This is a genomic window from Dysosmobacter segnis (assembly GCF_014297285.1).
GTDB lineage: Bacteria > Bacillota > Clostridia > Oscillospirales > Oscillospiraceae > Oscillibacter > Oscillibacter segnis.
This window is the reverse complement of sequence record NZ_JACOQI010000090.1, coordinates 1-1,162: the sequence shown is the minus strand read 5'-3', so window position 1 is coordinate 1,162 and position 1,162 is coordinate 1. Positions and strand designations below refer to the sequence as shown.

The 1,162-nt window shown below is 50.6% G+C and carries 2 protein-coding genes; one reads left to right on the top strand and one right to left on the bottom strand.

The features are described 5' to 3' along the window. On the bottom strand, positions 1-728 hold a 728-nt coding region (locus H8Z83_RS19140; RefSeq protein WP_187016482.1), incomplete at its 3' end, for an XRE family transcriptional regulator. A 183-nt stretch (positions 729-911) separates the two neighbouring features. Between H8Z83_RS19140 and H8Z83_RS19135 the strand changes: the two genes are divergently transcribed. Next, positions 912-1,162, top strand: a 251-nt coding sequence (locus tag H8Z83_RS19135; RefSeq protein ID WP_187016481.1) for a hypothetical protein, incomplete at its 3' end; no start/stop codon positions are given.

The window sequence follows — 1,162 nt, the reverse complement described above, 5'->3', positions numbered from 1 at the left end:
AGCCTTCCGTAGCTGTCCGTAAATGCGTCACGGTCGCTCTCGTCAGGCTCCCGCTCCCCATAGGATTTCAAATAGCCCTCACCGTCATAGACGAACACACCGACCTGGCCTATTGAGAGCGTCTCGCACCGCTCCACCCAGACGATCTGCCCGTCATGATAGACCGGCTCCATACTGTTGCCGGATACTCTAACGCCAAAATCCGCTTCCGCCGGAACCGCGTTTTCCGGAAAACTGACCATCTCAAAGTTGTCCTCATCCAAGAAACTGCCTGTACCGGCTGAGACTCTGAGATTGCTGACGGGCTTATCGATATAGCGGATCGTATTCGTGGGCGTTGGCATGGGATTGTATTTACCGGTAGCGATCAGATCCTCCCGGTAAGCACGAACCTTTTCCGCGCCCACTTCGTTGAGCAGAGGCGTATGTTCTCCGGTAAAGGCAGCAAGGCCATCCTCAAGATCCAGCGCATAGCAGATCGCCAGCAGTTGATACGCATTGGGAACAGTCAGGCCATTCGTCCACTTCCCCAGCGCGGATTGGCTTACATCTACACCAAAGTCCTTCAATGTTGTGCAGAATTCTTTTTTACTCAGCTTTCGGTTTTTGAGTTCTTCCGAAAGCCTTGTACCAATCACATTGTTCTGCTTCTCAGTCTCAGCACTGTATCTCACGCCGTTCTTTGAAGGAGCCGGAAACGGGATAACCGTTGTTTTCTGACTGTTCATAAAGAAACCCTCCGTCTTAGGATGATCCCATTATACACGGGGATAGCTATTCTTGTCAATCGCAAATAGCTTGTTACGCTATAAATGTGACATTGACATAGCTTTATGAGATTGTTATGATATGGTCATAGCCAAGGGAACACCTTCCCTTCCATGACAGCTAAGATGTGAAGAGGAACGCGGATGCCGATTTTATCTCGGAAAGATCTTGAACGAATATCCCGCAGAGTGCTGTTCCGCTATCTGACGCTGTCAGACCGCAAAATGGATCGCATCGACCCGGTCGACTTTGCGGAAAAGATCTGCGGACTTCACTTCGCGTTTGCGGATATGAGCGTAACGGGCTCGATCCTTGGGCTGACCTCCTATAGCGACGTCGATCTCACCATATCCGTTCCCCGTGGAAACGGGTCAGTCCAGGAATTTCACTTGAA